Below are 13,899 nucleotides of genomic sequence, written 5' to 3' on the forward strand. Positions count from 1 at the left end.
TCGTGATCGGGTCGGGGTAACAGATACAACGTGTTACCCCGACCCGATCGGCACTACGGCACTATCTCAAGGTCATATTACTTTAGCATAACTCAGGATCTAGAATTAGATTAGCCTAGATCCGCTAATTATGGCTGACTGCGAACCGTCTCAGTCTCTATCGTTTTCTGCTTGTAAATCCATTGATAAAGCACTGGCAACACCAGTAGCGTCAGCGCCGTGGAGGATAGAATACCCCCAATCACCACGGTGGCCAGTGGTCGCTGTACTTCCGCGCCGGTACCGGTAGCTAGTGCCATCGGTACAAAACCGATGGCAGCTACCAGCGCTGTCATCAGCACAGGTCGCAAGCGGGTGAGCGCGCCATGTTGAACGGCATCATCCAAATCCAGCCCTTGTTCTCTTAAATTTCGAATAAAGGCCAGCATTACCAGGCCATTCAATACCGCCACACCAGAGAGCGCAATAAAACCCACTCCCGCAGAAATGGACAATGGAATATCGCGTAGCCATAATGCCGCTACGCCCCCCGTCAGCGCAAATGGGACGCCTGTAAACATCAATAGTCCATCACGGAAATTGCCAAACATGGTATAGAGCAAAAGCAGAATCAACACCAGTGCGGCTGGAATCACTATCTGCAGGCGCTTCGCTGCAGAAATCATTTGTTCAAACTGCCCGCCCCATGTCAGCCAGTAGCCAGCAGGAATTTGTATTTTTTCATCAATGAGTGCTTCAGCTTCACTGACGAACGACCCCAAGTCACGTCCGCGTACGTTTGTTGTTACAACCACTCTCCGTTTACCATTTTCACGACTGACCTGGTTGGGACCTTGAACAATATGAATATCAGCCACTTCACCCAATGTCACGTACCCAGGAGTAATAATTGCTTGAGGCATATTTACAGCCCCTCCCATATTAATGATAGAAATACCGATCGGCAAACGTTTGAGCGCTTCAATATCACCACGCAAATATTCTGGCAACCGTACTTGCAAATCAAAACGGCGATCACCCTCAAAAACAAGGCCTGCACTACGTCCACCTATCGCAATCGTGACAACATCCTGAATATCCGTCACATTCAGCCCAAACCGCGCCATTTTTTCTCGATCCATTTGGATGGAAAGTACGGGCAGTCCAGTAACTTGCTCAATTCTGACATCGGATGCACCTGGTACAGTATCGAGCACTCTCTCAATCTGTTCAGCTACTTCGAATAGGGTATCCATATCATCGCCAAATACCTTCACCGCAACATCAGCACGTACACCGGATATCAGCTCATTAAAACGCATTTGTATCGGTTGGGTAAATTCATAGTTGTTACCGGGGACTTTCAGTACTTTCTTCTCAATCGCGGTAACTAATTCTGCTTTAGTGCGATAAGAACCAGTCCATTCTGATTGAGGCTTAAGAATAATGAAAATATCTGCCACACTTGGTGGCATCGGATCCGTGGCAATTTCGGCAGTTCCGATTTTAGAAAATACTGTGTCGACTTCAGAAAATGTCATGATGGTTTCTTCTAATTCACTCTGCATTTCAACCGCTGTAGTCAGGCTAGTACCCGGAATACGGATGGCATGCAGCGCAATGTCCCCTTCGTTGAGACTCGGTATAAATTCACTCCCTATGCGTGTTGTCAGTAACCCTGAAAGCACTACAATGACCATAGCAATGGTAACGGTAAGTTCCCGGTTACGCATCGCTGCATTCAGCATAGGCATATAAACTCGCTTCGCCCATGTCACAATTGGACTCTCTTTTTCTGTCACTTTCCCTGAAAGAAAAAGCGCTACAGCTGCCGGAACAAAGGTGATGGAGAAAATCATCGCGCCTACCAGTGCTGTCACCACGGTAAAAGCCATGGGGTGAAACATTTTCCCTTCCACACCGGTTAACGCAAAAATAGGAAGATAGACAATGATGATGATTAACTCACCATAAATCAGTACCCGGCGTGCTTCACTTGTGGCATCGAATACCATTTCAAGGCGTTCAGTAAGTGTTAGCGTCCGCCCCAGTCGTGCTTGTTCATGGGCTAAACGGCGGATGCTATTCTCGACAATGACAATCGCCCCATCCACGATAATACCAAAATCAAGCGCCCCGAGACTCATTAGATTAGCACTGACATGATTTGCTACCATCCCACTAAAGGTAAACAACATCGAAAGCGGAATAACAAATGCAGCGATCAGGGCTGCGCGCAAATTTCCCAAAAACAGAAGCAGCACCACAATTACCAATGCTGCGCCTTCTACTAGATTGGTAGCCACCGTGTGAACGGTTCTATCCACTAGTTTAGTTCGGTCATAAACAGGGGTAGCTACGACGCCTTCAGGCAGGTTGCGATTAATCTCAGCTAATTTCTTGGCCGCTGCTTGAGAAACAATCCGGCTATTCTCTCCGATCAGCATAAATACTGTACCTATCACCACTTCGTGACCGTTTTGCGTGGCAGCACCCGTACGCAACTCGTTGCCAATCAAAACATCGGCCACATCCTTAATGCGTATCGGGACATCCTGCCGAGAACCGAGCGTAATATTGCTAATTTCATTCAGATTATCAACCTGACCTGGTAAACGTACCAGGTACTGTTCACCGCTTTTTTCAATATAGCCCGCACCCACATTGAGATTGTTACGTACTAACGCAGTTACCACATCCTGAATAGTCAGACCATAAGCAATCAGTTTCTCCGGATAAGGTGCCACATGGAATTGTTTGACGAATCCGCCAATTGAATTCACTTCAGTCACACCTGGAACCATGCGTAGTTGGGGTCGAATAATCCAATCCTGAATTTCACGTAAATCAGTGGCTGTATAGGCTGTACCATCCGGTTTGTGGGCACCTTCCTCGACATCGACCGTCCACATGAAAATTTCACCCAACCCAGTAGAAATAGGCCCCATTGTAGGTTCGACTCCCACAGGCAGCCGGCCTTTAGCCTCTTGAATTCGCTGACTAACTAATTGGCGAGCAAAATAGATATCTGTTCCGTCCTTGAATACCACTGTCACTTGAGACAAGCCGTAGCGAGAGAGCGAACGGGTATAATCAAGATTAGGTAACCCCGCCATGATGGTCTCAACGGGGAAAGTGATACGTTGCTCCACCTCAACCGGTGAATAACCAGGCGCTGCCGTATTAATTTGCACCTGAACATTCGTAATGTCAGGTACGGCATCAATCGGCAGCTTTTGGTAGCTGTAAACTCCTACTATAGCAACCATCAGTACCGCTGCGAGTATCAAGCCGCGATGAAGGATAGAAATCTGTAAAATACGTTCTACCATGATTAAAAGCTCCGCTTAGAGGATGCTGGTAAAGCTAGTGATCGTGGGTTGCACCCGCTTTACCCAGTTCAGCTTTAATGGCAAAGCTATTACCTGCCGCATATTGATCCCCGGCAGACAGTCCCTTGAGTACTTCAACCATCGTGCCGTCGCTGCGGCCAAGCTCCAGTGGCCGAGCCTCAAAATAGTTTCCATAACGGCCAAACACGACGGACCAATCACGCCATGTTTGAATTGCTTCTACCAATACCGCAACAGGCACTTGGATTTCTTCAGCCACCAGCTCAGCCGTAACAAACATGCCCGGCCGCCATCTCTCCGCCAGGTTATCCAGCTCAACCCGCGCAGTAGCAGCTCGAGTAGGTCCACCAATCAAGGTAGTGATATACGTGACAGTCCCTTCCCCTTCCAAATCAAACGCAGTCGCTTTAATCCTCGCTTCCTGTCCAACTTTAACCACATTTAAATCCTTTGGATAAACCGTGATTGCTGCCCATACAGTCGAGACATCAGCAACGGTATAAACCGCTGTGTCTTCTTTGACTGACTCCCCAAGGACGATGGCTTTTGCAGTAATAATGCCCGGAATAGGGGTGCGAATTTCATAACGGGAAAGATTTTTTTCAGAAAGACTGGATTCAGGGCTTACCCCAAGCGCATGCAGCCTCTCGGACGCAAGCTGCAGGGCAATTTTGGCTTCATCCCATTGCTGCTGGGCCGTGAGATATTCCTGCTTGGCTGTAATCTTTTCTTCCCATAATTGTTTTTCACGTTCATAGGTAGTTTGCGCTAGCACCAGCCTTCTCCTGGCAACCAGATATTGACTACGCAAATCAGCCAGCATGGGACTTTCAATGACTGCCAGAACATCCCCTTTTTGAACATGTTGACCATGGTGACCCATAACGGCTGTAACCATACCGGGAATACGCGGCACAACCTTTAAGATAGTGTGTTCATTAAAAATGATCTCACCAGGTAAGTTGAGTGTTGGTTTTATAATTGCGGGGATAGCAGTAGCAATTTGAATGCCGGAACTTTTCAGTGTCTCATCCGACATTTCTACCCGGGCCTCAACCTGGCTATACCCCCAGTGATAAGCTCTGCCCTTCCAATCAGCGACAATCGCCACGTCAAAAGAGTGTGGCTCTTCTACCTCTTGATCACCAATCAGATAATCGCCTTCAGGCGTAAATCGGAATAATTGCGCGGACGCTCCCAATCGCGTCAAGGTAATACTGATCTTAGCTTCAGTAGGTGGAATCAACCTGCCTTTATTGTAAAGATAAAGGCGAAATTGGGGAGGCACCCCTTTTTCAAAAATAGTCACCTCCACACTAAAATCATCTGTCGTAAAAAGCTTTCCTCCCCTGGGACCTTTAGCCGGTTCAATCTGATCGCCTCTTTCTTTCTCTCCAGCTCCAGAATCAATGACAACCTTCTTCTCATTTTCCTCACCACTTATCTCGTCACGCAAACCAACTGAATTATTACCCCAAGTCAAAATGAGTACGCCCAGAACAATGCCAATGACGATCACGATCATAATAGGCATCCATCGTGTTTTATTCATTACTTACTCCTTGTATTTCTCATTATCGCCAGAATGACGCATACTGGTCGTGACTGAAAGTTCATCGATTGGTCCCGCGATCAGCCGTTCAATCTCATTGACTAATCGTTGATAATTTGCAAGTGCGCGTACATACAAAACCTGGTTCTGAAAAAGAATACGCTGGGAATCAAGTAGCTCCAGAAACCCAAATCTTCCCAACTCATATCCTTTCTTTGTAACTTCAAAAGCACTTCTCGCCCCAGGCAATATTTCATCACGCAGGATGTTGATTTCATTCCAAACCGCTGATAAAATTTCATATGCTTGCGCAAGCTCAGTTTTTAACCGCAACTCAGTCGCCCCCCTTTCATCAATGGCTTTATTCACCCGCTCATGCGCTTCTTTGAGATTACCCTGATTACGATCAAATAATGGTAGCGGTATTGCTAGGCCAGCTACTGCAGTATTGCCACCAAGTTGAGCATGATGTACAACACCAGCATTAACAATAAGATTAGGGATACGACGTGTTTGCTCTACTTCCAGTAACGCTTTACGCTGCTCTATATTCTTTAAAGCACGAAGAGCTGCTGGGCTTTCAAGCACACGCTCCTCTAGCTTTTCTATACTTGGCAAAGGAACCAGTGATTCAAGATTTCCTAAAGCTTGATTAAATTGCGGAGAATGATCTCCCCACAGCAAAGCAAGACGTTTACGCGCTGCCATTAAATCTCGCTGCGCTTGCTCACGTTCAATTTGCGTCGTAGAGAACCCTACCTTAGCCCTCGTTTCCTCAATAGGTGGCACTTTGCCAGCTTGCACACGCTTGACGACTGCGTTGACTACATTTTCTGCAAGTTGCATAGTTGCTTCTGCCAGCCTCAATCGCTCCTGTCCCGCAAGTACATCGGTATAGGCATTGGCAACCCTAGCAATGATCTCAATACGCTTAGTGTTATAATCTTTACTTGCCAACTCTTCATTAAGTAATGCAGCAGCAGTCCGTGCAGCACGTTTCCCCCCCAACTCGAATAATTGACTAATCCGAATCGTTGTAACCTGCTGCACTACCTCCTGCGCAACTGCTTCAGGTGAATTGATATCTCCTGAAAGCTTTTGAATATTTCCAGCATTTTCAACATTTACGGATAACTCTGGATTTCTAAACAATCCAGCTTGTTGTGTTGCCCCCTCCAACGCGTTCATTTCCTTAGCAAAAGCTGCTAATTCGGGGTTATGTTGCAATACAAGATTTACTGCCTCTCGCAAGGTCAAATCCTTTTTTTCCAAAGAAAGAAATGATGTTTGATAATTCAATGACTTGCCATCATTCAAATATGCTGAATCAGAGCTTGCCATTAGTTGGAATGGACAATACAAAGAAAACAGAAGCAGGATTAAGATTTGTGTTTCAGACAACAAACAAAACCGTAACTGCTTGTACTGTAATTTAAATTTCATAGCATCCTCTGCAAAAGCATTCAATACTTACAGCTTCTACTCACAATGATGAGCAGATTATTAGCATAGTTGAATTGAGCTAGATCTATAGTGTTTATAGCGCAGATACCGCTTGCTTGAAGAATGATGAGCGTGCCACTTCCAAACAATAATGTGCACTACAACCCAAGCACGCTAGAGATCTAATTAACTAGATAAGGGGCCGAAATTTTTTGGAGGGCGGAAAAGAGAATCCGGAATAGATTCAGGAATATACTTAGGAACAAATACTGTCAAAGCTTCTGCTTCAGTAACCGGAGCTATTATCAAAAAGGATTCATTTACAAAGAAAGGCTGATATTGACCGGCAGCATGAAGAAATAAATGTGTAATTGCATCCAGCTCACCGCCGTCACCTAGGGCGTGATGAAGATCAAGATGTTTTTGTGGATCATCTAAAAATAGAGCGCTATGATAGTGATGATCCAGTTCATGAGCAAAGACCTTATCATTAAATGATAAGCCTAATGTATTCGTAAGCATACTCACGAAAAATATCAGAATGATGAAATGAATGGCTAATCGCTTATGCATATTAGAAATCGATTACTGCTCATTATACTGCTTACAAATTTATATGAGATAAAAGAGTTAGGCTAATTGATCTTCTGGTAGCTGTAAAGAAAAAATCAGATTATTTCCACCCCTTCTGCTAGCAGCATGTCCACTAATGCAATAAGCGGCAGTCCAATTAAAGCATTGGGGTCATCTCCCTTCATCCATTCGATCAAAGCAATCCCAAGCCCTTCAGACTTGGCACTCCCTGCACAATGATAAGGCTGCTCCTTCGAAAGATAATGCTCAATTTGTGGATCGCTTAATGCGCGAAATTTAATAGAATAAGGAACGAGGCGCGTTTGCAGTCGATTAGTACGACTATTCAGTAGACATAGTGCTGTATAAAAAATAACTTCTTTACCGCGCATTAAACGTAATTGTTTAACTGCATTAGCATAATTCAGAGGCTTCCCTAATTGAATGCCTTCCATCACAGCGACCTGATCTGCAGTTATGATAAGCGCATCATGATACATTGCAGCAACAGCATGAGCTTTATTTTCAGCTAATCTAAGTGCGGTGGCCTCAGGCATCTCATCTTGCAGGGGCGTTTCATCTATAGCTGGATTGGCTGTTTCAAAGGGAAGCTTTAAACGCTGGAAAAGTTCGCGGCGATATAATGAACTGGTTCCCAAAATAAGTCTTGGGTGAACATACTGTGTTTTCAAAATGTTATAATGGTTATAATAGATTTTGACACTTAACTATAAAAAATATAGCATGCAAAAATTATGATGCATAAACGTTTTATCATAGATTCTCTTAATTTTGTCCGCAATAGCGAGGTACATCATGGTAAAATCCTGCCCGCTGAATTGGAACGTTTAGGAGAATATTTATCTGATCGCTCGGGAGAGATCATTTACTCGATAAGTGGAATTTTTGACGAAAAAGATAGACCAACACTTAAAATAATGATCACAGGAATGATTAGTCTTTGTTGCCAACGCTGCCTCGGTAAACTGGAACATATCTTGAATATAGAAACGAGCTTGTTGCTCGCAAGAAATCAGGATGAATTTTCATATTATGATGAAGATATCTCGGTTGATGCCATTCTAGCATCTCCTGATATGGACGCACTAACGCTCATTGAAGATGAGATCATTCTGAGTTTGCCGATTTCTCCCCGTCATGAGGAAGATCAATGTTCATTCAGCAAAAACATCGCTAATACTTCAGAAATAACAAAAGGGGTTAAGGAATATCCATCTGTTACCCTGAAGTCATTAAAAAACAAGCACACTAAAGTTTAATTTTTTGGAGTCAACATAACATGGCTGTTCAGCAAAATAAAAAATCCCCATCCAAACGTGGAATGCATCGCTCTCACGACTTTCTGACCAATCCACCTTTAGCCATAGAGCCTACTACCGGGGAAGTACACTTACGCCACCATATCAGTCCGAATGGATACTACCGCGGCAGGAAAATTATCAAAACTAAAAACGACGAATAAGTTTCCTCTCACTCTATCTGCCTCTTCGATTTCGCCAAATACCGCCTAGCACTGTCATAGCGCACTATTTAAGAGTAACCTAAAGTGAACATCACTATGGCGATTGATTGTATGGGCGGTGATTATGGTCCACATGTTACAGTCCCATCGGCAGTTAAATACCTACACAGCGATCCTGAGGTCGACATTATTTTAGTCGGAATCCCTGATGTGATCGAGGCGGAATTGCGCGCCCTTAATATGCCTCTTAGTCCACGAATGAGGCTACATGCTGCAAGTGAAGTTGTGGGTATGGATGAACCCCCGGCACTCGCTTTACGAAGTAAAAAAGACTCTTCTATGCGCGTTGCGATTAATTTGGTTAAAAGCGGTGAAGCTCAGGCATGTATCAGTGCAGGGAATACTGGCGCATTGTTAGCAACTTCGCGTTTTGTTCTAAAAACTATTGAAGGTATTGATAGACCAGCGCTTGCAGTTGTTTTGCCTACTATAAAAGGACACACTTACATATTGGATTTAGGTGCAAATGTCAATTGCACTGCTGAACACTTACTACAATTTGGTATGATGGGCGCCACGCTCGTTTCTTCTGTTGAAAACAAAAAAGATCCTAGTATTGGTTTGCTCAATATAGGCGAAGAAGACATTAAAGGTAATGAAGTAGTCAAGCAAGCCGCAGAACTACTTCGAGATAGTGGATTAAATTTCTATGGAAATATCGAAGGCAATGATATTTATAAAGGAACAACAGATGTTGTAGTCTGTGACGGTTTTGTGGGTAATGTTGCTTTGAAAACATCAGAAGGTGTGGCCCAAATGCTCGCTACTTTTTTGCGCCAAGAATTTAAGCGCAACCTATTCACGAGATTTGCAGGACTTGTCGCTTTACCTGTTATCAGCGCTTTCAAACGACGGGTTGATCATCGCGAATACAATGGTGCTAGTTTGCTTGGGTTACGTGGTATTGTTATAAAAAGTCATGGATCTGCTGATAAGCATGCATTCTGTGCTGCTATCAAACGAGGTGCTGAGGAAGTGCGCGGCGGAATGCTAGGTCATATCAGCAAACATATAGCAGAATTACAACACAACACTCAAAAAAGTAAATTTAATTCAGCAACTGTGGAATAAAACATGTATTCAAAAATCATTGGAACAGGTAGTTATTTGCCTGAAAAAATTTTGACTAATCATGATCTCGAACGCATGGTGGATACCAGTGATGAATGGATACGTGAGCGAACAGGTATTGTCCAACGCCATATTGCCGCAGAGGGTCAATTGGCCAGTGACCTCGCGCTTGAAGCAAGTCGTAGGGCCATAGACGCAGCAGGGATTAAAGCTCAGGAAATTGATCTGATCATTCTGGCTACGACCACTCCGGATATGATTTTCCCTAGCACGGCTTGTATCTTACAGGACAAGCTAGGCATTAGTGGTGGTCCTGCCTTCGATGTCCAGGCAGTATGCAGCGGTTTTATTTACGCGCTCGCTACGGCTGATATGTTTGTGAGTTCCGGCAAGTGCAGGAATGCATTAGTGGTAGGAACCGAAGTATATTCTCGTATTCTTGACTGGACTGACCGTAGCACGTGTGTATTATTTGGTGATGGCGCTGGTGCTGTCGTGTTGACGCAAAGTAATCAACCTGGAATACTCTCAAGCCATTTGCATGCCAATGGGAGTTATAACAAAGTGCTTGCTGCACCTGGAAATATCTGTGGTGGTAAAATACAAGGTTCGCCCTTCATTACTATGGAAGGAAATACTGTGTTCAAGTTTGCAGTTAAGGTGCTAGAAGAAGCCGTATCTGAGGCTATCACAGCCAATAATTTACAAACATCCGATATTGACTGGCTGATTCCTCATCAAGCTAATATCCGTATTATAAAATCTACTGCCAAGAAACTGGGAATTCCAATGAAAAAAGTGGTTACCACCGTTGATCAGCATGGGAACACATCGGCTGCTTCCGTGCCGTTAGCTTTAGATATCGCTGCGCGTGATGGACGCATTCAATCTGATCAATGCGTCTTACTAGAAGGCGTAGGGGGCGGTTTCACTTGGGGTTCTGTACTGCTACGCTGGTGATCTATGAAGACCGCATTTGTTTTCCCTGGACAAGGCTCGCAATCAGTCGGCATGATGAAAGGTTATGCAGATGTGCCATTGATACACGAAACATTTTCTGAAGCGGCCGATATCCTTAAACAGGATTTGTGGGCATTGGTTAATCAAGGGCCAGCTGAGGATCTCAACTTAACAGTCAATACACAGCCGGTCATGCTGACAGCTGGGATTGCAGTTTATCGTGCATGGAAAAACCTGGGAGGGAAGAAACCGGATTACTTAGCAGGTCACAGCTTAGCAGAATATACCGCACTGGTCGTATCAGGCGCTTTAACTTTCTCTGATGCATTAAAGCTGGTGAGCTATCGCGCAAAAACCATGCAAGAGTGCGTGCCTGAAGGGATGGGCGGTATGGCAGCGATAGTGGGATTAGATGATGATGAGGTACGAGCCGTTTGTGCTGAAATTATAAGCAGTTGTGACGGAATGTCCTTAGAGCCTGCTAATTTTAATTCACCTGGTCAAGTCGTGATCGCAGGTCACAAAAATGCGGTCCAGCATGCAATGGCGCTATCTAAAGCAAAAGGAGCAAAATTAGCTATATTGTTACCAATGAGCATTCCGTCGCATTGCTCACTGATGAGGCCAGCGGCCGAGAAAATGCATCAATTACTTGAGAAAATATCGTTTGAGCCACCCACCATTCCCATTTTGCACAATGTAGATGTGCAACAGCACCATGATGCCATGTCAATCAGAGAAATATTGGCAAAACAGCTCTATAGCCCAGTACGTTGGGCAGAAACTATTCGCGCTTTTGCATCGGCAGGCGTAGATCATGTTGTCGAATGTGGGCCAGGCAAAGTATTAACCGGTTTGACTAAACGCATCGATGCAAAATTAAAAAACTTATCATTGACAGATAGTAATGCTCTCAAACAAACAATTGATATATTGAAATAAATTGCATCCAATATATTACCCAACGGAGAAATAATGTTAAGCAGTCAAGTGGCCTTAGTGACAGGCGCCAGTCGAGGAATCGGACAAGCTATTGCTTCTGAATTAGGCAAGCATGGCGCCACTGTAATAGGCACGTCTACCACGCAGGATGGCGCAGAAGTTATCAATCAGTACCTAAAAGAAGCCCGAATAAAAGGATTGGGCTTGGCAATGAATGTCAACGATATTGCACAGATTAATAACGCCATTGAAACTATACGCGATACATTTGGTGAGATTAGCATATTGGTCAATAATGCAGGCATCACTCGCGACAATTTACTGGCTAGAATGAAAGATGAAGAATGGGATGAAATCCTGGAGACCAATCTCAAATCGGTATTCTTTCTAAGTCGTGCTGTTTTGCGCTCCATGATGAAAGCGCGTGCAGGACGTATCATTAATATTTCATCTGTAGTCGGCGTAACAGGTAATCCTGGGCAAACCAATTATGCCGCAGCCAAAGCGGGTATGATCGGTTTTAGTAAATCGCTTGCGCGTGAAGTAGGAAGTCGAAATATCACAATTAATTGTATTGCCCCCGGATTTATCGATACTGATATGACGCGATCTCTTACTGCTGAGCAACAGCAGAATCTAATCCAGCATATCCCATTGGGAAGATTGGGGCGCCCGATAGATATCGCATCAGCAGTAGTCTTTCTCGCTTCACCCGCAGCAAGCTACATTACAGGCACGACTTTACACGTGAATGGTGGAATGTATATGGATTAATTGAAATTATAAATTTTTGGGAAACATCTTTTCAAATTAAGGTATTAATTTTTATGTCAAATAATTTTATTAATCAGTAGCTTTTAAAGTAACCCAAATGCAATAAAGGTGTTAGTTTTGTTAGTGTAGGAAATTTGTTAAAATTGGTTAGTTCTTCTCACGTAAAAAGGAAGGGTGCATATATGGAAAATACAGATATAGAGCAACGTATCAAAAAAATTGTAGCTGAACAATTAGGTGTAAATGAAGCAGATGTCAAAAATGAGTCCTCCTTTGTGAATGATTTAGGCGCTGATTCACTTGATACCGTAGAACTTGTTATGGCATTGGAAGAGGAATTTGAATGTGAAATTCCTGATGAACAAGCTGAAAAAATCAATACTGTTCAAGAAGCAATTGATTACGTTAATCAACATACCTCTCACTAATCTTTCTTTTTTTATCTACTGGAGTATTTTTTGTCCAAACGTAGGGTAGCTGTTACAGGGATGGGTATTATCTCCCCTGTAGGAAATAATATTTCTGATACTTGGCAGAGCATTGTTGCCGGAAAATCTGGTATTACTAAGATAACTCGCTTTGATGCGTCCCCTTTTTCTTCACAAATTGCTGGTGAAGTTAAAAATTTTGATATTACACAGTACATATCAGCCAAGGATGCACGGCGAATGGATATTTTTATTCATTACGGTATGGCAGCAGCAATCCAAGCAATAAAAGATGCGGCTATAGAAGACTTAGCCGGGCTTGATCCAGAACGCATAGGCGTTAATATTGGTTCTGGAATCGGTGGTTTGCCAATGATTGAAGATACTGATTCTGCTTATCATGCGGGTGGCCCCCGGAAAATCTCTCCATTTTTCATACCCAGCACTATTATCAACATGATATCTGGCAACTTATCCATCATGTTCGGGTATAAAGGACCTAATCTGGCCATTGTTACTGCATGCACGACTTCAACTCATACTATCGGCAGCTCCGCGCGCATGATTGAATATGGTGATGCAGATATTATGGTTTGCGGTGGCGCAGAGTCATGTGTAACGCCTCTTGCGATTGGAGGATTTTCTGCAGCTCGGGCACTGTCATCTCGTAATGATGATCCGGTTTCAGCCAGTCGCCCTTGGGATAAAGGTAGAGATGGCTTTATTTTAAGTGAAGGTGCTGGCATTTTAGTTTTAGAAGAAATGGAGCATGCTAAGCGACGTGGCGCAGAAATATACGCGGAGCTTATCGGGTTCGGTATGAGTGCGGACGCTCATCACATGACCGCTCCGTGCGAAGATGGCGAAGGAGCTGCTCGGTGTATGTCAAATGCACTTAAGATTGCAGAAGTTAACAACGATGAGGTTGATTATATCAATGCTCATGGCACATCAACTCCTCTAGGCGATATAGCAGAAACGCTTGCGGTCAAACGATGTTTTGGCGATCATGCTAAGAAACTTGTCATCAATTCTACCAAATCAATGACTGGACATTTATTGGGTGCTGCCGGAGGAGTAGAGGCAATTTTTTCTGTGCTCACACTCTATCATCAAGTCGTACCACCGACTATTAATCTATTTGAGCCTGACCCGGAATGCGACTTGGATTATGTCCCCAATACTGCCAGAAATATGAAAATAAATTTAGCTATATCAAACTCCTTTGGGTTCGGAGGAACTAACGGAACTTTGGTATTCCGGAAAATTTAGCTACCTATC

The 13,899-nt window shown here is 43.9% G+C and carries 13 protein-coding genes; 8 read left to right on the forward strand and 5 right to left on the reverse strand.

Features of this window, described 5'->3' with window-relative positions:
- Positions 1–128 precede the first annotated feature (128 nt).
- From AAW31_RS06155 to AAW31_RS06175, 5 genes are all read right to left on the reverse strand, one after another.
- The gene (locus AAW31_RS06155; RefSeq protein WP_046849570.1) at positions 129–3,311 is read right to left on the reverse strand and encodes an efflux RND transporter permease subunit; all 3,183 of its coding nucleotides are present in this window, start codon (positions 3,309–3,311) and stop codon (positions 129–131) included.
- Positions 3,312–3,345: 34 nt separating this feature from the next.
- Positions 3,346–4,884 carry an efflux RND transporter periplasmic adaptor subunit gene (locus AAW31_RS06160; protein ID WP_046849571.1) on the reverse strand — a complete coding sequence of 513 codons (1,539 nt, stop codon included), beginning with the start codon at positions 4,882–4,884 and terminating at the stop codon, positions 3,346–3,348.
- 3 nt (positions 4,885–4,887) lie between these two features.
- Positions 4,888–6,327 carry a TolC family protein gene (locus AAW31_RS06165; RefSeq protein ID WP_046849572.1) on the reverse strand — a complete coding sequence of 480 codons (1,440 nt, stop codon included), beginning with the start codon at positions 6,325–6,327 and terminating at the stop codon, positions 4,888–4,890.
- Between the two features lie 186 nt (positions 6,328–6,513).
- Complete coding sequence (locus AAW31_RS06170) at positions 6,514–6,849, reverse strand: hypothetical protein (RefSeq protein WP_235264560.1); 336 nt, start codon at positions 6,847–6,849, stop codon at positions 6,514–6,516.
- A gap of 146 nt (positions 6,850–6,995) precedes the next feature.
- Positions 6,996–7,592: a Maf family nucleotide pyrophosphatase gene (locus AAW31_RS06175; RefSeq protein ID WP_046849574.1), complete on the reverse strand. Its 597-nt coding sequence runs from the start codon at positions 7,590–7,592 to the stop codon at positions 6,996–6,998.
- Between the two features lie 63 nt (positions 7,593–7,655).
- Here AAW31_RS06175 and AAW31_RS06180 point away from each other — a divergent pair, with 63 nt between their 5' ends.
- From AAW31_RS06180 to fabF, 8 genes are all read left to right on the forward strand, one after another.
- A complete protein-coding gene (locus AAW31_RS06180) occupies positions 7,656–8,180 on the forward strand; it encodes a YceD family protein (RefSeq protein WP_052752115.1) in 525 nt (174 codons plus the stop codon).
- A gap of 20 nt (positions 8,181–8,200) precedes the next feature.
- Entirely contained in the window at positions 8,201–8,383 is a 183-nt protein-coding gene (gene rpmF / locus AAW31_RS06185) for a 50S ribosomal protein L32 (RefSeq protein ID WP_046849575.1), read from the forward strand.
- A gap of 84 nt (positions 8,384–8,467) precedes the next feature.
- Positions 8,468–9,514, forward strand: a complete 1,047-nt coding sequence (gene plsX / locus AAW31_RS06190; RefSeq protein WP_046849576.1) for a phosphate acyltransferase PlsX — start codon at positions 8,468–8,470, stop codon at positions 9,512–9,514.
- A gap of 3 nt (positions 9,515–9,517) precedes the next feature.
- The gene (locus tag AAW31_RS06195; protein WP_046849577.1) at positions 9,518–10,474 is read left to right on the forward strand and encodes a beta-ketoacyl-ACP synthase III; all 957 of its coding nucleotides are present in this window, start codon (positions 9,518–9,520) and stop codon (positions 10,472–10,474) included.
- A 3-nt stretch (positions 10,475–10,477) separates the two neighbouring features.
- Complete coding sequence (gene fabD, locus AAW31_RS06200) at positions 10,478–11,416, forward strand: ACP S-malonyltransferase (RefSeq protein ID WP_046849578.1); 939 nt, start codon at positions 10,478–10,480, stop codon at positions 11,414–11,416.
- Between the two features lie 33 nt (positions 11,417–11,449).
- The gene (gene fabG, locus AAW31_RS06205) at positions 11,450–12,190 is read left to right on the forward strand and encodes a 3-oxoacyl-ACP reductase FabG (protein ID WP_187426871.1); all 741 of its coding nucleotides are present in this window, start codon (positions 11,450–11,452) and stop codon (positions 12,188–12,190) included.
- A gap of 182 nt (positions 12,191–12,372) precedes the next feature.
- Entirely contained in the window at positions 12,373–12,618 is a 246-nt protein-coding gene (gene acpP / locus AAW31_RS06210) for an acyl carrier protein (RefSeq protein ID WP_046849580.1), read from the forward strand.
- Between the two features lie 30 nt (positions 12,619–12,648).
- Positions 12,649–13,890 (forward strand): beta-ketoacyl-ACP synthase II, encoded by a 1,242-nt coding sequence (gene fabF, locus AAW31_RS06215; protein ID WP_046849581.1) that lies wholly within the window; start codon positions 12,649–12,651, stop codon positions 13,888–13,890.
- The last annotated feature ends 9 nt before the right edge of the window (positions 13,891–13,899 follow it).

Origin of the sequence: Nitrosomonas communis (genome assembly GCF_001007935.1) — a bacterium.
In the GTDB taxonomy this organism is placed as follows: domain Bacteria; phylum Pseudomonadota; class Gammaproteobacteria; order Burkholderiales; family Nitrosomonadaceae; genus Nitrosomonas; species Nitrosomonas communis.